The following is a 20,929-nucleotide window of genomic DNA, read 5'->3' as shown; positions in this document are numbered from 1 at the left end:
GATCGGTCAGCGGACCCGTCAGCCAAGCCCACCCGTCAAACCATGCCGTTGCGCCCGTACAGCCGGTAGCCCTCGCGGGCGGCCAGCCGGTCGTAATAGGCGCTGACGGCGGGCAGGGCGGGTTTTTCATGGGCAGGGCCGAAAGGCGTCGCGAACCAGCGGTTGACCGATAGGCCGATGGGGATGTCCGCCAAGCTGAAGGCCTCGCCCGCTACATACGCACCGGTTTGCGCCAGCCGGGTATCCAGGATGCCCATGTACAAGGCCCAAGCCTGGCACGACGCCGCGATACTGGCCGCATCCTGGTGCGCGGGCGATTGCCGCGCCAGCGCCATGAAGGCGTAGCTCCAGGACCGGTTCAGGTCGGTGGCCTGCCAATCCATCCATTGATCCACGCGCGCTCGTAATTTCGGTTCAGCCGGATAGAGCGCCTGCCCGCCGTACTGCGCGGCCAGGTAGCGGATGATGCTGTTCGACTCCCACAGCACGAAGTCTCCGTCCTGGATGACGGGCACCATGGCGTTCGGGTTCAGCGCCAGAAAGCGCGGGTCGCTGGTGGGCTGAAAGCCCGAGCCCCAGTCTTCGCGGGTAAAGGGCAGGGTCAGTTCCGCGCAGGTCCAGAGCACTTTGCGCACATTGATGGACGAGGCTTTGCCCAGGATTTTCAGCATTTTCGGTGGCGAGCAGGGCGGTTGTGCGGCGGCTGGAAGCAATATCAAAGGGGTATCGCCGCAGTCTAGCGGCAGGCAGCCACGGCCGCCAGATACAGAGCCACGCGCGCGCAGGCACAACAGATTGCTGGCGGACTTCGACCCTCGGGTCAGGCTTCAACGGTGTGTGGTTGGCTTTGCAGGCGCGCGACGGGCGACGTGAACAACACCACGAACTGCACCAGAAAGCCCGCAGTCGACACCCACAGGCAGGCGTCCAGCCCGATGCGGTCGGCCAGCGCCGCGCCAATCAGCGCGCCCACGGGCCGCGCGCCATAGGTAGCTGTCAGGATCACGGCCGATACGCGGCCCAGCAGCGCGTTCGGCGTGACGGCCTGGCGCAACGTCGTGGTGGTAATGGTCCACAAGATCGGGCCCGCCCCAAACAGGAAGAAGCCCACCGCCGCGACCACGCCCGACGGATACGCCAAGGTGAACAGCAACAGAACGCTTGCCGCCAAGGCCGATAGCGGTCCGGCCGCGATCATCGCGCCAAAGGACAGGCGGCGCGCCAGCCATGGCGCGGCCAGGGCGCCCGCCAGCATGCCGCCGCCGTACACGCCCAAGGTGATGCCCACGCCCGTGGCGTTCAAGCCCAGGCGCTCAATGGCATAGACCACGTACACCGCTTGCAGCACGAACCAGGCGGTATTGAAGAACACCGCCGTGATCAGCACGGGATGCAGCAGGGGGTGCGTGGCGACGAACGCGGCCCCTTCGCGCAGTTCGGTCAAGGGATGGCGGCGAGCCGGTTTCCCGTTACCCGCCGACCCATCCCGAGGCAAGCCCGCCAGCAGCGCCGCCGCCAGCAAAGACAAGGTGGTGGCCAGCACATAGGCGGTGGGCGCGCCCATCCAGCCGACCAGCGCGCCGCCCGCCGCCGGCCCCGCCGCGAACGCGCTGCTGCGCGCCAGTTCCAGCCAGCGGTTGGCGCTGGCCAATTCGCTGGCGGGCACCAGCCGGGGCAGCAATGCCGGCGCGGAAACGTTGTACGCCACGGTGCCAACCGCGCCCAGAAAACCCAGCGCGGCCAGCCAGGCCAGGTTCAGTCCCCCCATCCACAACAAGGCCAGCAGCCCCAGCAGGCTGGCGGCGCGCACGCATTCGGCAGCGGTCATCAGCGCTTTGCGCGACATGCGGTCGGCCAGCACGCCGGCCGGCATCGATAGCAGCAGAAAGGGCAAGGTTTGCGCGGCTTGCAGTGTGCCGGTCTGCGCGGCGGTGGCGCCCAGCGCCAGCACGGCGACTAGCGGCGCGGCCGCCAGCGCCATCTGCTCGGAAAACTGGGCGGCCAGGTTGGACGCGGCCAGGCGGCGAAACGCAAGGGGCAGGGTGGGCATGGGGGAACAAACGCTGCGCCGAAAACGGCAAGGGCACGATCATGATCGTGCCCTTGGCGGTTTGCACTCCGGTCCTTGCCCTTTGCGCCTATCCGGCGTGATCAGGAAAGGCGGGGTTCAGGAAGGCTGGGTTCAGGAAAGGCGCGTCAGAAAAGGCGCTTCAGGGAATCGGCGGATAGTCGCCGTAGCCGTCCGGCCAGGGCGTCAGCACCTCGTAGCCGGTGTCGGTCACCACCACCATGTGTTCCCATTGCGCCGACAGCGAACGGTCTTTGGTGACCACGGTCCAGCCGTCCGGCAACTGCTTGGTGGCCGGTTTGCCCGCGTTGATCATGGGTTCGATGGTGAACATCATGCCGGGTTGCAGCACCAGCCCTTCGCCGGGCCGGCCGTAGTGCAGCACCTGCGGTTCGTCGTGGTAGATCTGGCCGATGCCGTGGCCGCAGTATTCGCGCACGATGGAAAAGTGCTCGCGGTGCGCCACGGTCTGGATGGCGTGGCCGATGTCGCCCAGCGTGGCGCCCGGCTTCACGGCCATGATGCCGGCGCGGGTGGCTTCATAGGTGGTGTTGACCAGGCGGCGCGCCAGCGGGCTGGGTTGGCCCACGTAGTACATGCGGCTGGTGTCGCCAAACCAGCCGTCCTTGATGACGGCCACGTCGATGTTCAGGATGTCGCCGTTTTTCAGCACCTTGGGTCCGGGAATGCCGTGGCAGATCACATGGTTGACCGACGCGCAGATGGTCTTGGGAAAGCCGTGGTAGCCGACGTTGGCCGGAATGGCTTTCAGCACATTGACGATGTATTCGTTGCAGATGCGGTCAAGCTCGTCGGTGGTAACGCCGGGGCGCACGTGTTCGCCGATCATGTGCAGCACTTCGGCCGCCATGGCGCCGGCCTTGCGGGCCATTTCGATATCAGCGGCGGATTTGATGGATACCTTGCGTGCCATTTACGCGACCTCCTGGGCCGCGTCCGGCAGCCGCCGAGACAGGGAGGCAATGGTGAAGCCTTCGCCCTGTTCAATGCGGATCAGCAACTGGCAGATGTCAGCGTGGCGCAGTTCGGGATAGAGCTCGGACAGCATGCCGATGCGCATCCAGTGTTCGGCTTGGGAATTGATCGAGCGGCTGAGGGCGCCGCTGGCGACGCGCAGATTCTCATGCATCTGCTCGGAAATTTTGACGAGGCCCATAAAGAATGATCCATATATGGTTTGTATATGGACCGTATGGTACAGCGCGGTGGGGGCCTCGCGCAAATCGAGGCATTCCCGGCCTTAGCCTTGCTGGCTGAGCGCCCGCGCAATGCGGTTTTTCGACACGGTGGTTTTCGGCACCTTGAACGGAAACCAGGTTCGCACGTCTTCATCCAGGCCAATGCCGTGCATGTAGTTATAGATGGCTTTTTTCAGCGCGCGGCCCAGCGCATCATGATCCACGCCCGTCGGGTCATGAAAACCGATGTCGTTCTTGGCGAAGGTGACGGGCGGCAGCGGTTGCAGCGTTACCCCGTATTCCTCGGGGTTCTTGCCCACCGGCGAATGCACCGTACAGGCAAAGCGATGGAAGAACCCGCTTTGGATGCAGTCGTTGGCGAACAGTTGGCGCACGTATTCCAGCGCGTCCACGGTATCTTGCACCGTCTGCGTCGGAAAGCCGTACATCAGATACGCATGCACCAGGATGCCGGCATCCGAAAACGCGCGCGTGACGCGAGCCACCTGGTCGACTGACACGCCTTTCTTCATCAGATTCAGCAAGCGGTCCGACGCCACTTCCAAGCCGCCTGATACGGCGATGCAGCCGCTGTCAGCCAGCAGCTCACACAATTCCGGGCTGAAGGTTTTTTCGAAGCGGATATTGCCCCACCACGAAATGCCCGTGTTGCGCTCGATGAGCTCGGTGGCCAGCGCCTTGAGCGACTTGGGTGGCGCGGCTTCGTCCACAAAGTGGAAACCGGTCTGCCCGGTTTCACGCACGATGGCTTCAATGCGGTCGGCCAGTACGGACGCCGACGCGCCTTCATAGCGGCCGATGTAGTCCAGGCTGACGTCGCAGAAGCTGCATTTTTTCCAGTAGCAGCCATGCGCCACGGTCAGCTTGTTCCAGCGCCCGTCGCTCCAGAGGCGGTGCATGGGGTTCAGCATGTCCAGCAGCGACAGGTAGCGGTCCAGCGGCAGGCCGTCCCAGGTGGGCGTGCCCACTTCGGCGAAGGCCACGTCGGGTTCCACCAGGTTCACGTACTGCACGGCGCCGCTGTCCTGGTTGCGCACAAACGTACGCACCAGGCGTTGGCGCGAGCGCTTGCCCTGCACGTGTTCCAGCAAGGCCAACAGCGGGCGCTCGCCGGCATCCAGGCAGACGTAGTCAAAGTAGTCGAACACGCGCGGGTCTTTCAGTTCGCGCAGTTCGGTATTGACGAAGCCGCCGCCCAGCACGGTGACGATGCTGGGGTCCTGCGCCTTGATGGTCTGCGCGATGCGGAAGGCCGCGTAGACCGCGCCGGGAAACGGCACCGACAACAGCACCATCGTCGGCGCGTGGCGCGACAGGGCTTCGGTCGTCAGTTCGCGCAAGGTGTCGTCGACTAGCGTGGGCGCACTGGTCAGGGCGTTGGCCAAAGGGTCGAAGGTGGGCTGGCTGCCCGCCAGCGATTCGGCATAGCGCACGAATTCAAAGCGATCGTCCACGGCGTCGCGCAGCACGTCGGCCAGGTCGTTCAGGTAGAGGGTGGCCAGGTGCTTGGCGCGGTCTTGCAGCCCCAACGCGCCGAACGCCCAACCCAAGGGGTCGCCGCCGTCTTCGTCCATGTAGACGTCCAGCGTGCTGAAACGCGGGCCTTCGGGCAGGAAGTGACGCCCCACGATGCGGTGCGCCAGCGTGGAATCCCGCCCTTGCAGGAAAGCGATGGTCGGCCCGATGGTGGCCAGGTAGCGCGGCTGCATCGCCACGAAGGCCTGGATGGCGGGCGTGTGCTTTTCAAGCGGCAGGGCGTTGACCCGCTCCGCCACGGCGCGCAAGCCCTCCGCCGACAACAGGCGCAACACCAGCGCAAGCGCCAGGTCTTCCTGCACCGCGTTCACGTCGCGCGAACGCAGGAAACCGGTCAGGTAGGCAGTGGAGGGGTAGGGCGTATTCAGCTGCGTCATCGGGGGGATGATGGACAGCACGCGTAGGGGCAAGGTGGACATGAGGCACGGCATGGTTGCCGTCAAAGCGGAAGTTGAGACGATGGGTCGGGGCGGCGGGTTTGGGGCGATGGGCTTGGGCCGCTGGCTAGGGCAATTATAGGCAGCACGGCCATTTGCCCTGAACGCCGGGCTGCTTGCGCGCGAGCCTGGGTACGCCTTTCAGTACCCTTAGCGCGCCTTCGCCCGCGATGTTTTCTTGGCGGAGCCCCGCGCGGCGTCCTTGGGGGCGGGCGCGGTGGCCGCGTGGATCTGCTCCATCCACATCAGCGCGTCCGTGTACGACAGGAACTGCTGCAGGTAACCGGGCGATAACTCGCGCATCAAGGACAGCGCACGGTGCACCAACTGGTTGGAATTGAGCGGGCCGGCGTTCTTGTGCACCTGCTGCTGCGACTGCCGCACCTGCCGGTCAGCGCTGACGCGCGACCACACGGCGCGAAAATACTCCAGCATCTGCACGTCGGGGTAAGCCTCGCGCAGGCCGAGCGCGTCGCGGTTCCAGTCGGGCTCGCCATCCGGGGTGTTCAGGCCTGGGTCCGCCAGATAAGCCAGCAAACCGGCCAGCGCGCTGGGTTCGGCATCCGGTTCGGCGTCTGCCCCAGCTTCTGGTTCGGCATCCGCATTGGCATCCGGCTCGGCATCCAGCAACTGCGCGTAGGCATTCAAATGCCCCGCCAACTTTTCGTCCAGCAACCGCCGCGCCGGGCCGTCCAGCACGGCGGCGCGCCGCGCCATCGCTTGCAGGAAGCAAAAGCGCACCGGGTCGGCCTGGTCGGCTCCACCCTCGCGCCAAGCGTCCAGCATGGCCTGCGCGTCCAGCGTGCCTTGGCTGCTGCCGTCACTGCTCACGCGGTTTTCCCGGGGCATCGGATTGCTTGGGGATGGGCGTGATCTCTACCCGGCGATTCTTGGCGCGGCCTTCCTCGTCGGTGTTGGACGCCACCGGCTGCTCGGACCCGAACGCCGCTGCGAACACCGTTGAAGACGGCACGCCTTCGTCGATCAAGGCGCGCGTGACGGTCAGCGCGCGCTGCGCCGACAAATCCCAGTTGTCCGCAAAGCGGCGGTTGCCCTCGTGCACTTGCTGGTTGTCGGTATAGCCGCTGACCATCAGAATTTCGTCGTGCGTTTTCAGGTACCTGGATAGCGGTTCAATCAGCGATTTCAGAATCTCGCGGCCTTCCGGCTGCAACTGGTCGGAGTTCAGCGCAAACAGCACGCTGCCGCTGATGCCGATGCGGCCATTGACCAGGGTCACGCGGCCCGCTGCCAGCGGAACGGCCAGCGCCTGTTCCAGCGTTTCGCGACGCTGGGTTTCTTCCTGGCGCTGCTTGACCTCTTCTTCCAACTGCGTCGACAACTGCAACTGCATGCCGATCACGCTGACCAGAATCAGCACGAAGGCGCCCAGCAGCACCGACATCAGGTCGCCGAAGACGGCCCAGGCGGGGGCGGAAGGCTCGATGCCGCCGTCGATGTCGTCGCTCATGCGGTTTCCGCGCTGGCGGCAGCGCGCTGGACGGCCAGCTGCTGCAGGTTTTCAATAATCTGCTTTTGCGACATCAGGCTCAGGTCCACCACTTCGCGCGCTTGCGCCACGTAGTAGGACAGTTGCTCGTCGCCCCGGGCAATCGACTTGTCCAGCGCGGCTTCAATGCGTTGCAGGTGTTCCACCAGCGTGTTGTTGGACTCGCCGAACAACTGCACCGCCGCGCCGAAGGATTCGCCCAGGCTGGCCACTTCCACCGCGCTGGTGGTGACGTGCGCCGCCACGTCCGTCAGCTTGCCGGTTTCGGCTTCGACGCGTTCGGTGAACTGCGTGCCCACGCGCTCCAGCAATTCGGCCGACGAGGCCAGCAGCGCATCCACCGCAGAGCGTTGTTCGGCGGCGGTGTGGTTGACGGCGTTGAGCAAGGTATCCAGCGTGTCCAGCAAACGATTGCGCTCTTGCAGCATGTCGTTGTCGCGGACCATGCTGTCGGACAGCTTCTGGCGCAGTTCGCCGATGACGTCGGCGGCAGCCTTCGGCGCTTCCGACGCGGCCTGCACCAGGCGGCCGATTTCGGCAATGGTCTCGCTGGCGTGGGCCTGCGTTTGCGCGGTGATGCCGTGCGCGGTTTGCGCCAGCGTGTCGGCCAGCGCGGCCAGCTTGGCGGTCCAGGCGGACAGGCGTTCTTCGTCCTTGGCGGCCAGCGCCGCTTGCAGGTCCGCGTGCGACTGGTCCAGCGTGTGCAAGAGCGCCGTCGAGTGCTGCTCGAAGGTGGCCGCGGCCGCCTCCAGCGCCTGCTGATTGGCCTCGGCCAATTGCTGGCCTAGCTGTTCCTGGCGCGTCTGTGCGTCGGTCCAGGCTTGCGTGACCTGGCTGGCGGCGGTTTCCAGGCGCGTGGACACGGTCTCCAACACGCCCGCCTGCGCCTGGGTCTGCGCCGTGATCTCTTGCGTGGCTTGCCCCAGCGCCTGCGTCAGTTCCTGCTGGCGGGTGGCGGCCTGCGCGCCCGCCAGTTCCCATTCCTGGCCCAGCGCCTCAGCCATGGCGGCCAGCTTGGCGGTCCAGACGGACAGGCGTTCTTCGTCCTTGGCGGCCAGCGCCGCTTGCAGGTCCGCGTGCGATTGGTCCAGCGTGCGCAACAGCGCGGCCGAGTGCTGCTCGAACGCAGCGGCGGCGGTGCTCAGGGCTTGCTGGTTGTCGGCGGCCAGCTTCTCGCCCAGCTGCGCCTGGCGCGTCTGGGCCTCGGTCCAGGCCTGGGTCACGCTGCCGGCCGCGCTTTCCAGACGGGTCGACACGCTGTCCAGCAGACGGGACTGCGCTTCGGTCTGGCCGGTGACGTTCTGCGCGGTCAGGGCCAGCGCGTCGCTGATTTCCTGCTGGCGCGCCACGTTCTGGTCGCCGGCTGCCTTCCATTCCTGACCCAAGGTGGCCGCCATGGCGGCCAGCGTATCGGTCCAGGCGGACAGGCGTTCGTGGTCCTTCGCGGCCAGGGCTGCATGCAGCTCGGCATGCGACTGGTCCAGCGTGCGCAGCAGCGACGCCGAATGCGCCTCGAACGCGGCGGCCGCCGTCGTCAAGGCTTGTTGATTGTCTTGCGCCAGCTTTTCGCTGACTTGTTCGTGGCGGCTCAGCGCGCTGTTCCAGCGGTCCGACACGCTGTTGGCGGCAGCTTCCATGCGGGCCGACACGGCTTCCAGCACGCGGGCTTGCGCGGCGGCCTGCGCGTTGATGTCGCGCACGGTCTGCGCCAGCGTGTCGCTAATGGCCTGTTGGCGGTCGGCGGCTTGGGTGCCGGCCTGTTCCCATTCCTGGCGCAGCGTGGCGCCCATGGCGCCCAGGGTCTCGGCCCAGGCGGCCAGGCGCTGTTGATCGCGCGAGGCCAGGTCCGACTGCAACAGCGCGTGCGAATCGTTCAGCGTGCGCAGCAGCGACGCGGAATGCTGTTCAAAGCTGGCGGCGGCGGCGGTCAGCGCTTGCAGGTTGTCGCCCGCCAGTTTTTCGCTGACGCGCTCCTGGCGCGACAGCGCGGAAGTCCAGGCTTCCGACATATTGCCCGACGACGCCTCCAGGCGCGCGGACACGCCGTCCAGCAGCGCGGCCGAGCGTTGTTCGAAGGTTTCGGCAAAGCGGTCCATCGAGGCGCGCAGGTCTTGCGCCAGCGTTTCGCTTGCGCGTTGCTGGCCGGCCAGCGCCTGGTTCCAGATGTCGGCCACATTGGCGGTGGACGCCTGGAAGCCCGAGGTCAGGCTGCTCAATTGTTGCTGCACGGCTTGCGCCACCGTGTCTTGCAGGCTGGCGGTTTCGCGCGACAGGCTTTCCATCGTGGCCTGCACGACGGGCTGCAAGGCCACGCCGGCGGAACGCGCGCTTTCGGCCACGCCTTCCTTCATGGACTGTTCCATTACCGACGCCAGCCGGGCGTAGGCGGCTTCGGCCTTGCCCTGGAAAGCGTCCTGGCTGGCCAATTGGCGGTCATTCATGGCGCGCGTCTGCTGCTCCATGTTCTGCATCATGGCTTGCAGGCGGTCAACCAGCGTCGGCATGGCCTCGGCCTGGCGCTGCATGACTTCGGCCTGGCGTTGCAGCAGCTTGAAGGATTCTTCGCGCTGATAGCTTTGCGAATACACGCGCAGGGTCGTGGCGATCTTGCTGTCCAGCAGTTGCGCGGCCTGCACCCGTTCACGGCGGCACAGCGCGGCTAGTAGACCCAGCATGGCGGACGTCGCCACCCCGGCAATCGAGGTGCCGAAGGCAAAACCCAGGCCCTTGACCGGCGCGGCCAGCGACGCGCGGATGGCGCCCAGGTCGGTCGCGCTTTCCAGCGCCATCCCGGTGCCGCGCAGCGTCACGACCATGCCCAGGAACGTGCCCAGCATGCCCAGCAGCACCAACAGGCCAACCAGATAGGGCGCCAGGGCCGGGCCGGGCAAGCCTACCCGTTCACCTTCAACGCGCAGGCGCGCGGCGTTGCGCAGGCTGGGGTGCAGTTGGTCCAGCCAGGAAGCCAGGCTGGCGGGCGCTTCGGACAGCGCGGCAGTGGACCGCGCCAAGCTCGACGTGGCTTGCTGATAACGCAGCAGTTCCCACGCGCCGGCCAGGTAACAGACGGCTATCAGCAGCGTCACGGCCAGCGCAAGCGGGTTGGACCCCGCGTAGCCCGCGCCAATCCAGCCCACAACGGCCAAACCGGCCAAAAACACAACGAAATTGATCAGAGTCTTGGACATGGTGTCCTGGTTAGCTGGCGCGAAGGGCGGCAAGCAGCCCTTCCACCGGTTGTAAACGTACATCCAATTCGGCAAGCAGAACGCTGCGCATATCCTTGCGGAATACGTCCAGCCACGCACCTGGGGTGGCGGGCTCTTGCGCTTCTTCGGCCAGACGCAAACGCTCGAAATGCTCTTGCAGCAGCTTCGGGATCGCGCCCAGCAGGGTGCGTTCCTTGGGCAGCAACGCGCGGTCCATGATGGCGTCCACCACGGCCAGGCGCGTCATCTCGCCATTGCGGGCGGCGACCATGCCGCGCAGGCGGCTGCGCAAATTGCCCACGCTGGTCTCCATCGTGTGCTGTAAGGACACGTACCGCTGACGAAAATTCGAGTAATCGGCCTGGGCTTCTTCAACCGCCGCCGACGGCTTGGCAGGCGCCTGTCCCGGCACGAACCGCTTGGCGCTTGTGGCCGCCGTATCGCTGGCGATGGCGTCGGCCAGCGTCGTGCGCACGCGCACGCATTCACGCTCTTCGGCGCTGCTGAACAGACGCGCGCCGGGGGCGATAACCGGCGGGCTCGTGGTCAGCGCCGCGGACAGCGCGATCGCGTCCGTCCAGCCGAGCCACTGGCTCAAATGGTCGGACAGAGATTGCCTGGATTCCGGAACGTCGACATCCGTCAGGCGAGTCAGCAAGCGAATGAGCGTCGGGCCGCTTAAACCTGTGCGCTGTGGGGCTTGCAACATACCACCAGAGTCAAAAAGGGGGGAGTTTACACGCTGGCAGGCGGCTGAAGGGCGGGTGGGCGGGCGCCGGCTTATAAATGGGGCCGCATGGGCATCCCCGCATCCGCGCCACGGGCAGTGGTAGATTCAGTCGCAACCGGCATGGGCAAGGGTTGAAGGTGGCGAGACATTCATGGATTTGCTGATCACAAGCGCCGCGCGCGCCCTGGCGGCAGGCGACCCGCTGACCGCGCTGAACCACGTTGCGCTGCGTGATGATGCGCCTGCCTTGGCCTTGCGCGGCATCGCCATGGCGCAACTGGGCGATTTCGTTCGGGCCAAGGTCTTGTTGCGCCAGGCGGCCCGCGCGTTTGGGCCGGCGCATGCCGTGGCGCGCGCCCGCTGCATCGTGGCCGAAGCCGAAGTCGCGCTGGCCTCGCGTGACCTGGCCTGGCCCGAGAAATCGCTGGCGGCCGCGCGCGCCACGCTGACCGCGCAGGGCGATGCCGTCAATGCCGCGCATGCCGCGTATCTGGCGGCGCGGCGCTTATTGATGTTGGGCCGCCTGGACGATGCCGAACAAACGCTGGCCAGCGTGGACGGCGACGCCGTGCCGGCCGCGTCCCGCGCCATCCATGAACTGATCGCGGCCGGCATCGCGCTGCGGCGCGTGCAGGCCGCGCGTGCCAAAGCGGCACTGGCGCGCGCCGAACACGCTGCGCGTGAGGCGGGCATTGCCGCCTTGCAGGCCGAGGTGGATCACGCGGTGCAGACGCTGCGCGCGCCGGCCGCGCGTCTGGTCACGCAAGACGGCGCGCGGGATCTCTTGCTGGACGAAGTGGAAACGCTGCTGGCGTCTCCAGCGCTGATCATCGATGCGTGCCGCAACGTATTGCGCCAGAACGGCCAGACGGCGCCACTGGCCAGCCGCCCCGTGTTGTTCACGCTGGCGCGCATGCTGGCCGAGGCCTGGCCACAGGACGTGACCCGCGAACTGCTGATCGCCCGCGCCTTCCGCACCGGCTTTCAAGACGAGTCGCATCGGGTGCGGCTGCGCGTGGAAATTGGGCGTTTGCGCACCGCGATGCAAGGCATGGCGGACGTGAATGCCACGCGGCATGGCTTTGTGCTGCGCCCGCATGCGGACACGCAGGTCATCGTGCTTGCCCGTCCCGTCGACGTTGCGGACCGCGATCACGCGGCGGTGCTGGCCTGTCTGGTGGACGGGCAGGCGTGGTCCAGTTCGGCCTTGGCCTTGGCCCTGGGCGCGAGCCAGCGCACGGTGCAGCGCGCCTTGGATGCGCTGGCGGCGTCGGGCCAGGCGCAGCCGCTGGGCCATGGCCGCGCGCGGCGCTGGACGACACCGGCCGTGCCGGCATTCACGACAAGCTTGTTACTCCCTACGCTGGTGCCCGGCCTGTAGCATGGATTCACCCCATTACAAGGAGCCAGACATGAAACGAAGCCAAGCCCAAATCCTGCGTGAGTATGGTCCTTTCCCTGATGTCGACGCCGTGCATGGCGTGAGCTACGACGGCAGCCAGATCTGGTTTGCCACGGGTGACAAGCTAATCAACCTGGACCCCGACAGCGGCGAAACGCAGCGCACGTTGAACATGGTGGCCAACGCCGGCACCGCCTTCGACGGCAAATTCCTTTATCAAATTTCGGACGGCAGCATTCTGAAGGTGGACCCGGCCAACGGCCGCGTGCACGCCACTATTCCCGCGCCCGGCGGCGCGGAAGCGTCCGGCATGGCCTGGGCCGATGGCTCGCTGTGGGTTGGTCAATACCAGCAACGCAAGATCCACCAAGTGGACCCGGAGACCGGCCGCGTGCTGCGCACGATAGATTCCAACCGCTACGTGACCGGCGTCACCTGGGTGGACGGCGAACTCTGGCATGGCACCTGGGAGAACGACGACAGCGACTTGCGCCGCCTGGACCCGGCAACTGGCGCCGTGCTGGAAAGCATTGACATGCCCGCGGGCGTGGGCGTGTCGGGCCTGGAGTCAGATGGCGCGGGCCGCTTTTTCTGCGGCGGCGGCAACAGCGGCAAGGTCAGGGCGGTGCGTCGGCCCGAGTAGGCCTGCTTCGTGATGGCATGCACATTGCCTGGCCGCGCGGCAGGTCGGGCAAGCGCAACATCCCCTTCAAACGCACTAGCCCCCCTGTAGGGTAATTCCCGACAACAAGCTGATTGTCAGCCGTTAGTCAGGCAGGTTTAATCAGCACAAAGTTGCAAAGCAGTCGTAGCCCCGACACAGGGAAGCGCGCAGCAGGCGATCCCCCGCGTCCTCGCAGGTGCAGTTACTACAAGCTGGTCCCATGTAGTCCACCAAGGAGACAAGAAGCCATGCAACACGTCACAAAGCCCCGCCGCAAGTTCATTTCCGGCGCTGCCGTCGCGGGCGCCGCCGCACTGGGTTTTCCTGCTGTCACCCGGGCGCAGAACGCGCCCATTTCGATGCGGTTCCAAAGCACTTGGCCCGCCAACGACATCTTCCACGAGTTCGCCCGCGACTACGCGCAAAAGGTCAACGACATGGCCGGCGGCCAGTTGACGATCGAGGTGTTGCCGGCGGGCGCGGTGGTGAAGGCGTTTGACCTGCTGGACGCGGTGTCGGCTGGCACGCTGGACGGCGGCCATGGCGTGGTGGCGTATTGGTACGGCAAGAACACGGCCGTGGCGCTATGGGGCTCGGGGCCCGCGTTTGGCATGGACGCCAACATGCTGCTGGCCTGGCATGAGTACGGCGGCGGCAAGGACCTGCTGACGGAAATCCAGAAGGCCATGGGCGTGAACGTGGTGTCCCTGATGTATGGCCCGATGCCCACGCAACCCTTTGGCTGGTTCAAGCGGCCGGTCACCAAGGTTGAAGACGTCAAGGGCGTGAAGTTTCGCACCGTGGGTCTGGCCATCGATATGTACACCGCCATGGGCCTGGCGGTGAACGCCTTGCCGGGCGGTGAAATCGTGCCCGCCCTGGACCGCGGCCTGCTGGATGGCGCCGAGTTCAACAACGCATCGTCGGACCTGGCGCTGGGCTTTCAGGACGTGTCCAAGATCTGCATGCTGCAGAGCTTTCACCAAAGCGCGGAACAGTTCGAAATCCTGTTCAACAAGGCCAAGTACGACGCGCTGCCGCCGCACTTGAAGCACGTGCTGAGCTATGCGGCGCAGGCCAGCAGCGCCGACATGTCCTGGAAGGCCGCGAACCGCTACTCGCAGGACTACATCAAGCTGCAGAAGGAACACAACGTCAAGTTCTACAAGACGCCCGACGCCATCCTGCAGCAGCAGTTGAAGATCTGGGACGAGATGATCGCCAAGCGCTCGGCCGAGAACCCCTTGTTCAAGAAAGTGCTGGAATCGCAGCGCGCTTTCGCCGAACGGGTGGGGCGTTGGCAGGGGGATACCTCGGTCAATTTCCGAATGGCCTACAACCATTATTTCTCGCGTAGCAGCAAGCCGGCCTGACCCCAACCCAGGCCCATCGATGCTTCGTCTCGTCCGTCTGATAGACCGCGTCTCCACCTTCGTCGGCAAGACTTTTGCCTGGCTGATCGTCGTACTGACCCTGCACGTGTGCTGGGAGGTGGCGGCGCGGTATCTGCTGAACAAGCCCAGCGCCTGGGCGTTCGACATGCAGATGATGTATTACGGCATCCTCTTCATGATGGCCGGCGCCTACACGCTGGCCAAGAACGGCCATGTGCGCGGCGACATCCTCTACGGCTTCCTGCCGCCGCGCGTACAGGGTGGCCTGGACTTGATCCTGTACCTGGTGTTCTTCTTTCCCGGCGTGATCGCGCTGGTGTGGGCGGGCTGGTATTACGCCAGCTACTCCATCGCCATCGGCGAGCACTCGTCGCTGATGGCCAACGGGCCGCCCATCTATCCCTTCAAGGCCTTCATTCCCGTGGCGGGCGCGGTGCTGCTGCTGCAAGGCGTGGCCGAGGTGCTGCGTTGCGTGCTGTGCCTGCGGCGCGGCACGTGGCCGTCACGCGAAGAAGACGTCGAGGAAGTGGACATCGACAAGCTGAAGAAGATGGTGCACGTGAAGGACGAAGACATCGCCCAACTGGACCGTTACGTGACCACCCCCCGGGAACCCCACCGATGAAAATCCACAAGGCGTTGTGGTTTGGCCTGTCCTGCATCGGGATAGTGCTGTCGATGATCGCCTTCCTGACCCCATGGGGCGAGATCACCCAGGGGCACATCGGGCTGTTGATGCTGGCGCTGATTGTCGTGGCCATCATGCTGGGCTTTCCCACGGCGTTCACGCTGATGGGCATGGGCGTGTTGTTCACGTTTCTGGCGTACTACCTGCAAAGCGACGACGCGGGCCGCTCGATCAGGCAGACGCTGGACCTGATGGTGCAGCGCACGTACGCGACCATGACGAACGATTCGCTGATTTCAATTCCGCTCTTCGTCTTCATGGGGTACTTGGTTGAACGCGCCAACCTGATTGAAAAGCTGTTCCGGTCCATGCACCTGGCGCTGGCGCGTCTGCCCGGCGCGCTGGCGGTGGCCACGCTGGCCACCTGCGCCATCTTCGCCACCGCCACCGGCATCGTCGGCGCGGTGGTGACGTTGATGGGCCTGTTGGCCATGCCCGCCATGTTGAAGGCCGGCTACAGCGTGCGCCTGACGGCCGGGTCCATCACGGCGGGCGGTTGCCTGGGCATCTTGCTGCCGCCGTCGGTCATGTTGATCGTGTACGGCGCGACCACGGGCGTGTCGGTGGTGCAGTTGTACGCCGGCGCACTGTTTCCCGGCATCATGCTGGCCGCGCTGTATATGGGCTACGTGATCATCCTGGCCAAGCTGCGCCCCGACATGGCGCCGCCCTTGCCGGTTAGCGAGCGCGGCGTGCCCTTGTCACCCGAAACCAAGACCTTGGCCGCCGCCGGATACACGCGCGCCTTGACCGGCATGGTGGCCGCCATGTTCAAGGGCCGCCGCAACCACGGCGTGCCGTTCGGCTTCATGCTGCGCAACATGGCGACGGTGCTGGCGCCGCTGGCCGTGACCGTGTTGCTGGTGGCGGTGGTGCACCATGGGCTGACGCGCCCGGTGGTGGAATACGAGATTCCCGCTGAACTGCAATTGGGGGGCGGTGGCTTTGATTCTGGCGGCTTTGATTCGGGCGGGTTTGATTCCGGTCTGAGCGAACCCCCGGTCGATGGCTTGGCCGAGCCGCCGTTGTCGGATGCCGGTTCAGGGGGCTTGTCGGAACCGCCCGGCACGCCGCAGGCCGAACCCGCCACCGAGCCCGCCGCTGCCGCCGCCTCGGCCGCCGTTGAAGACAAGGACAACGCCGTCGCCGCGCCAACCGGCTTCTGGATTTTCGCCGCCATCTGCGCGGTGATGCTGGTGGTGTTCTACGCCGCGCTGACCTGGGCGCGCCTTGAGATCTTCAAGATGCTGATGGGCTCGTTCTTCCCCTTGGCGGTGATGATCGCGGCGGTGCTGGGTTCCATCGTCTTCGGCCTGGCCACGCCCAGCGAAGCCGCGGCCATGGGCGCCATGGGCGGCGCCTTGCTGGCGCTGGCGTACCGGCGCCTGAACCTGCCGGTGCTGCGCGAATCGGTATTCCTTACCGCCAAGACCAGTGCAATGGTGTGCTGGCTGTTCGTGGGGTCGTCCATCTTCTCGGCGGCGTTCGCGCTGCTGGGCGGCCAGCGCATCATTGAAGAATGGGTGCTGTCGCTGGGCCTTACGCCCATCCAGTTCCTGTTGCTGGCGCAGGCCATTATTTTCCTGCTGGGCTGGCCCTTGGAATGGACCGAGATCATCGTGATCTTCATGCCCATCTTCGTGCCGCTTCTGAACACCTTCGGCATCGACCCCTTGTTCTTCGGCCTGCTGGTGGCGCTGAACCTGCAAACCGCGTTCTTGTCGCCGCCCGTGGCCATGTCGGCGTTCTATCTGAAAGGCGTATCGCCGCCGCACGTCACGCTGAACCAGATTTTCCTGGGCATGATGCCGTTCATGGGCATCCAGATCGTGGCGATCTTCCTGCTGTACATGTTCCCGGAAATCGGGATGTGGCTGCCGACGGTGCTGTACCGCTAGGCGCAGCGCCGGGGCCTGGGGCAGCGCTTGCTACCCGGTGCCCATGCATCATTGTGCGCCCGGGGACCCCGGGCGTACTCTTTTCGGCGGCCGGGTTGAAAGACCTGCATCCAGGTAAACGCTTGGGCACAGGCGCGCACGGCGCGTCAAGGCGAGACGGCATGGATCGGGCAATCGTTCTTATCGGCGTTAGCCAGACGCGCGGCCATTTGGGCCGTCTGGAAGCGGTGGAAAGCGCCGTGGACCTGATGGAGCAATGGGCGCGCGGGCAGGGCATTCCGGCAGACCGCATTGCCCGCATCACGGACGGCGCGGGGGAGCCTGTGACGACTCATCAGATCTACCGTTGGGTCCGGCATTTTGTTGAGCAGGACCCGGTGGAACAGTTGATTGTCTATTTCTCCGGACACGGCTCCATGGACGGCCGCGGGGAGTTCTGGCATCTGTCCGATGCCCCCAATGACCTGAATGCGGCCGTCAACCTGTTTGTCAGCCAAGAATCCGCGAAACTCGGCAGCGTGCGCCATGTGGTGTTCATTTCAGACGCCTGCCGCACCGTGCCGAAAGACGTGGCCCATACGAAATTGCACGGCGCTGGCATATTTCCCAATTCTATTGATGTGAACGACTCGTCCTGGGTCGATGTCTTTTACGCTACCAGGTTGGGTGCGCCGGCACTGGAAGTTCCTGTTCGGGTTGGCGCCAACGGCGTGTATAAGGCCGCTTACACCGAGGTGCTGTTCGAGGTGCTGCGCGGCGCGAAACCCCAGGTGGCTACGGCCGGCTTCATCCGGCCGCGGCCATTGCAGATGGCGTTGAAGACGCTTGTGCCCGAGTACCTGCGCGCGCAGGGCTTTTCTCCGACCATCAATCAGGATCCCGACGCGTACATCCTGTCGGACGAACAAGCTTGGCTGGCGCGATTTGATCCCAGAATTTCCCAGACGGGCGATGGGCCGTTCGGAAACCTGGGTGCGTCCTTCGGCGACGGTTCCCACAGCGGGCTCCCGGACGCCAAGGGGCAGGCAAGCAAAGACGGAGCGTCAGGAGACGGGCATGCGCCGTCCGGTGCGCCCGCCTTGGGTTCGCCCGGCCTGTCGCTGTTATCGGCGGAAGGCTTGGTCAGCCATGTGCTTCGTCATTCGCTGGACGAGGCCAACCTGGAAATTCCGTCGCTCGATGTTCTGGGTGAACAAGCCCGGGACGTGCTTCAAAAGGCGACTAGGGCGCTTGGCCTGGGTATTCCCGAGCTGGAGGCGTCCGGTCTGGTCGCGATCGGGCAACGGGTGCTAACCGTAACGTGTCTGGAATACGATGGCGCCATCATGCCCGGCTTCGGCACGGTCGGCGCGAACGGCGGCCAGGACATCGTCGTGTTCGACTCCTGGCAATTCCCGGATCTCTGGACGCCCAAGCAGGCATTGGTGCAGCTGCACGACGGCTCGGGCTTCCTGGTCCCCCTTTTCAACGGATGCATCGCCACGCTGAGATGGGACGCCGAAGAACGCATCGCGCTGCACTACGACCCGCTGTACGCCCAGGCCGACACCGACGATATGCGCCAGCTTCAGTGGCTGCGCGCCGTGGTGGCGGAAGCCGCCAAGCAAAACGTATTTGAAGTCGACAAGACCAGCGCGCAGGCCTTGGACGAGCGCATGGCCAAGCTGCAATTCCTGGATCCCGCCCTGGCCCTTTACGCAGCCTACGCCTATCGCGAGATCGGCGAAATTGACCGTATCCGCGAGTTGCGCGACTACATGTTCCAGCGTTTGGGCGTCCATCTGTTCGACCTGGCATTGCTGTCGCGCGACCTGCTGCGTGGCCCCTACACGCCCACTGATTTCATGCCCGCCACGCCCTTGCTTTCAACCGGATGGGTTCTGATGGATGCCTTGGGGCACACGCTGCCTGCCGAACTGCGCAGCCTGCGCCAGTACGACACAGGCCAGTTGTGGGCGCATTACTCGCCGCAAGGGATGCAGCGCCTGGCGGGGTGGCTGGAGCCTTCCACCGGACAGGCCGAGGCCTACTCGATGTCGGCGCCGACCTTATGAAAGAGCTGGTGCTGATCCACGGCCGATCGCAACACGACCAAGCCTCCGAGACGCTCAAGCGCGAGTGGATTGCCGCCTGGGAGCGGGGGCTGGGCAAAGCCGGGCTGTCCCTGCCCATTCCTGTCGAACGGATCCGGTTCCCTTTCTATGGCGACACGCTCAGGGACCTGGTGCGCGGCGTGGACGAGCACTCGGCGGCGAAGATCATCGTGCGCGGCGCGCAAGACGACGCCGCCGCTTCGGGCTTCCTGTTGGACTTGCTGGACGAATATATCGTGGCCTGCCGGATCGGCGAGGACGAGATCAACCGAAATATCCCGCGCGACGGCGAGCCGATGGTGATTGAGCGCGGCGTGCAAAATTGGCGCTGGGTTCACGCGGTGCTGCGCACGATCGACCAGCACATGCCGGGCGGCGGCGCGCTGATCGGCATGCTGACCCATGACGTCTATATGTACTTGCGCAAGACCAACGTGCGCACGGTCATTCATCGCGGCGTCGGTCTCGCCTTTGATAACCCGGCGGACAAGGTGGTGGTGGCCCATTCACTGGGCACCATCGTTGCCTATCTGATGCTGCGGCAAACGACCGCCCAGGCTGGGTGGCGCGTGCCCACCTTGATTACGCTGGGTTCGCCGCTGGGCATCAAGGCCATACGCGACCGGCTGGGCGGCGTGTCGCACCCGACCTGCGTGGGCAATTGGTTCAACGCGCTGGACCCGCACGACGTGGTGGCCTTGTACCCGCTGGACCAGCGAAATTTCCGGGTCAATCCGCCTATCGAAAACAAGACCGACGTTGCCAACCATACCGGCAATCAGCACGGCATCGAGGGCTACCTGGATGATCCGGTCATTGCCCGCCGTATTCACGATGCGCTGATAAAGTAATCAAGCGCTTAGGTCCGTCATGCGCCCACCCCGCTGTTCGCCAACCCCGCTATTCGCCGTTACTCACCCACCAGATAAGCCTGCCCGCCCGGCGCCAGATACGGCGTCAGGTCCTTGAACGGCACACTTGCGTGCGTTCCCAGGCATACGCCCATCGCGTGGCCCACGCCGGAGACTGACAGGGTCAGCACGCCCGGCGCCTGGGTGCCCAAGGCCAGATAGCTGGGCCAAAGGTCAGAGCATTCCTTCAGCGATGCCTCTTCCGTGTTCTCGATCTTTGCGCCGGCCAGCGGCGCGCGGGCTTTCTCCACCAGCGCAAGCAGGGCGGGGCTTGCCTGGCGCCATCCGTTGTCGCCCGGCACGTATGCGTCCAGCACACGGTTCCAATCCAGATAGCCGCCTTGCAGCAGGTCGAAGGTGTAGGGCTCGAAATGATTATCGGGATGCGCGCCACCGCAGTACAGGCTGCCGGACTCGGTCACGGTCATCAGCGCGGACGATAACCACTGCACCGTGATGGCTTCGTCGTCATAGCTGCCCAGCGTACCGGCGGCGGGGTTGTCGTCGGTATAGGCGGACGCCATGCAAGCCAGCGCGGCCAGGTTCATCTGCCAATGGCGTTGTTCAAGCAGGTGGTTGACGCGCGTGAGCACTTGCGGGTCGGGGTGGCGGCTCAGGCGCGGGTAGCTGAACTTGGTGCGCGGATCGCGCCACATACGGTAGGCGACTGCGCCCGTGCCGCTGTCGGGGCCGGCCGGTTTGGCGAAACCCGCAAGCTTCAGGGTTTCGTACGGGGCGTTGGTGGCATTGATGCCGACGCCGCGATCGATACCGCTACCCGTGCCGCCGCTGATCGCGTCGGTAACCGCTTGCACGCTGTCCGGCGCCAGCGCGTCGGGATCGTACTGGGCCACGCGGCGCAGCGTGAACGCACGTTGCCTGCCCGTGCGCGCGTCGATCCATCGTCCGCGATAGCCGTCGGCGTCGCGCCGCCCTTGCCAGGTGGCGGCGGCGGCAGCCGGCGTGTCGGGGTCGATGCCGGCTTGCGCCAGGTCCTGAAGGGATCATCGGGATGGGCGGATCGCTTGGGGGGAAGATCGGGATGATAGCGGCAGGGGGCTCGTGGTGGATCGTGGGGAATATCGGCGGCTAACGCCGCGCCTTGCCTTCTTATAATTAGGTGCCTTACTATCTGCCCGTGAATTGAACCAGGAATCTCGCCTTGCCTC

At 65.3% G+C, this 20,929-nt stretch carries 16 protein-coding genes and 1 pseudogene; 7 read left to right on the top strand and 10 right to left on the bottom strand.

The window, feature by feature from the left end; genetic code table 11:
- Window positions 1-35: 35 nt before the first annotated feature.
- The 9 genes from ELS24_RS16930 to ELS24_RS16890 all read right to left on the bottom strand — a co-directional run bounded on the left by ELS24_RS16930 (window position 36) and on the right by ELS24_RS16890 (window position 10,689).
- Window positions 36-671: a glutathione S-transferase family protein gene (locus ELS24_RS16930; protein WP_127184781.1), complete on the bottom strand. Its 636-nt coding sequence runs from the start codon at window positions 669-671 to the stop codon at window positions 36-38.
- A gap of 149 nt (window positions 672-820) precedes the next feature.
- Window positions 821-2,050, bottom strand: coding sequence for an MFS transporter (locus ELS24_RS16925; RefSeq protein ID WP_127184780.1), 1,230 nt, complete (start codon window positions 2,048-2,050; stop codon window positions 821-823).
- Window positions 2,051-2,210: 160 nt separating this feature from the next.
- Entirely contained in the window at window positions 2,211-3,002 is a 792-nt protein-coding gene (gene map / locus ELS24_RS16920; RefSeq protein WP_050446660.1) for a type I methionyl aminopeptidase, read from the bottom strand.
- Complete coding sequence (locus ELS24_RS16915; RefSeq protein ID WP_050446659.1) at window positions 3,003-3,245, bottom strand: ParD-like family protein; 243 nt, start codon at window positions 3,243-3,245, stop codon at window positions 3,003-3,005. It abuts the gene before it with no gap.
- Between the two features lie 84 nt (window positions 3,246-3,329).
- Window positions 3,330-5,243: a B12-binding domain-containing radical SAM protein gene (locus tag ELS24_RS16910; RefSeq protein WP_205736914.1), complete on the bottom strand. Its 1,914-nt coding sequence runs from the start codon at window positions 5,241-5,243 to the stop codon at window positions 3,330-3,332.
- Between the two features lie 168 nt (window positions 5,244-5,411).
- Window positions 5,412-6,092 carry a DUF2894 domain-containing protein gene (locus ELS24_RS16905; protein WP_240669324.1) on the bottom strand — a complete coding sequence of 227 codons (681 nt, stop codon included), beginning with the start codon at window positions 6,090-6,092 and terminating at the stop codon, window positions 5,412-5,414.
- Entirely contained in the window at window positions 6,082-6,732 is a 651-nt protein-coding gene (locus ELS24_RS16900) for an OmpA family protein (RefSeq protein WP_050446658.1), read from the bottom strand. Before ELS24_RS16900 ends, ELS24_RS16905 begins: the two co-directional genes overlap by 11 nt.
- Complete coding sequence (locus tag ELS24_RS16895) at window positions 6,729-9,959, bottom strand: DUF802 domain-containing protein (protein WP_240669323.1); 3,231 nt, start codon at window positions 9,957-9,959, stop codon at window positions 6,729-6,731. Before ELS24_RS16895 ends, ELS24_RS16900 begins: the two co-directional genes overlap by 4 nt.
- A 10-nt stretch (window positions 9,960-9,969) precedes the next feature.
- Complete coding sequence (locus ELS24_RS16890) at window positions 9,970-10,689, bottom strand: DUF3348 domain-containing protein (RefSeq protein WP_127184777.1); 720 nt, start codon at window positions 10,687-10,689, stop codon at window positions 9,970-9,972.
- Window positions 10,690-10,861: 172 nt separating this feature from the next.
- On the opposite strand from ELS24_RS16890, the gene ELS24_RS16885 reads away from it, so the two are divergent.
- From ELS24_RS16885 to ELS24_RS16855, 7 genes are all read left to right on the top strand, one after another.
- The gene (locus ELS24_RS16885; protein ID WP_127184776.1) at window positions 10,862-12,091 is read left to right on the top strand and encodes a helix-turn-helix domain-containing protein; all 1,230 of its coding nucleotides are present in this window, start codon (window positions 10,862-10,864) and stop codon (window positions 12,089-12,091) included.
- A 31-nt stretch (window positions 12,092-12,122) separates the two neighbouring features.
- The gene (locus tag ELS24_RS16880; protein ID WP_205736913.1) at window positions 12,123-12,755 is read left to right on the top strand and encodes a DUF6923 family protein; all 633 of its coding nucleotides are present in this window, start codon (window positions 12,123-12,125) and stop codon (window positions 12,753-12,755) included.
- Between the two features lie 269 nt (window positions 12,756-13,024).
- The gene (locus tag ELS24_RS16875) at window positions 13,025-14,149 is read left to right on the top strand and encodes a TRAP transporter substrate-binding protein (protein ID WP_050446654.1); all 1,125 of its coding nucleotides are present in this window, start codon (window positions 13,025-13,027) and stop codon (window positions 14,147-14,149) included.
- A 19-nt stretch (window positions 14,150-14,168) separates the two neighbouring features.
- Window positions 14,169-14,795 (top strand): TRAP transporter small permease subunit, encoded by a 627-nt coding sequence (locus tag ELS24_RS16870; protein ID WP_127184774.1) that lies wholly within the window; start codon window positions 14,169-14,171, stop codon window positions 14,793-14,795.
- The gene (locus tag ELS24_RS16865) at window positions 14,792-16,756 is read left to right on the top strand and encodes a TRAP transporter large permease (protein ID WP_127184773.1); all 1,965 of its coding nucleotides are present in this window, start codon (window positions 14,792-14,794) and stop codon (window positions 16,754-16,756) included. The genes ELS24_RS16870 and ELS24_RS16865 overlap by 4 nt, the downstream gene beginning before the upstream one ends.
- 161 nt (window positions 16,757-16,917) lie before the next feature.
- Entirely contained in the window at window positions 16,918-18,810 is a 1,893-nt protein-coding gene (locus ELS24_RS16860; protein ID WP_127184772.1) for a caspase family protein, read from the top strand.
- On the top strand, window positions 18,807-19,700 hold the full coding sequence (locus ELS24_RS16855; RefSeq protein WP_127184771.1) for an alpha/beta hydrolase: 894 nt from the start codon (window positions 18,807-18,809) through the stop codon (window positions 19,698-19,700). Before ELS24_RS16860 ends, ELS24_RS16855 begins: the two co-directional genes overlap by 4 nt.
- Window positions 19,701-19,759: 59 nt before the next feature.
- On the opposite strand, the pseudogene ELS24_RS16850 reads toward ELS24_RS16855, so the two are convergent.
- Window positions 19,760-20,719, bottom strand: a pseudogene (locus ELS24_RS16850) (hypothetical protein); the annotation flags it as partial.
- Window positions 20,720-20,929: the final 210 nt, after the last annotated feature.

The sequence above is a fragment of the Achromobacter spanius genome, assembly GCF_003994415.1.
GTDB classification, from domain to species: domain Bacteria; phylum Pseudomonadota; class Gammaproteobacteria; order Burkholderiales; family Burkholderiaceae_B; genus Achromobacter; species Achromobacter spanius_C.
The sequence above is the reverse complement of the archived record's forward strand: the minus strand, read 5'-3'. Positions and strand labels throughout refer to the sequence as shown.